Below are 254 nucleotides of genomic sequence, written 5' to 3' on the forward strand. Positions count from 1 at the left end.
CACCAGTGCGATCTCAGAACATATCGCCATTAAGCTCAGCAACACTCAGAAGTTCAACAGCTGGGTACCGGACGGCCTGCAAAAGCGCGACGGCACCATGACAATCAACCTGCTCTTCCATTACTGATCTGAGTTATCCCGCCGATATCACGGTTCTACGGACATAAAAAAACCAGCCCTAAGGCTGGTTTTTTCGCAGAAGTGCCGGTGCTGATTATTCAGCAGCAACAACTTCCAGCTTAACTGTTGCAAAT

At 48.8% G+C, this 254-nt stretch carries 1 protein-coding gene; it reads left to right on the forward strand.

The genetic code is table 11. From position 1 onward, the window contains the following. Positions 1 to 10 precede the first annotated feature (10 nt). Positions 11 to 127, forward strand: coding sequence for a hypothetical protein (locus tag ACYP03_RS27025; protein WP_459782813.1), 117 nt, complete (start codon positions 11 to 13; stop codon positions 125 to 127). Positions 128 to 254 lie beyond the last annotated feature (127 nt).

Source organism: Photobacterium sp. R1, assembly GCF_054600795.1.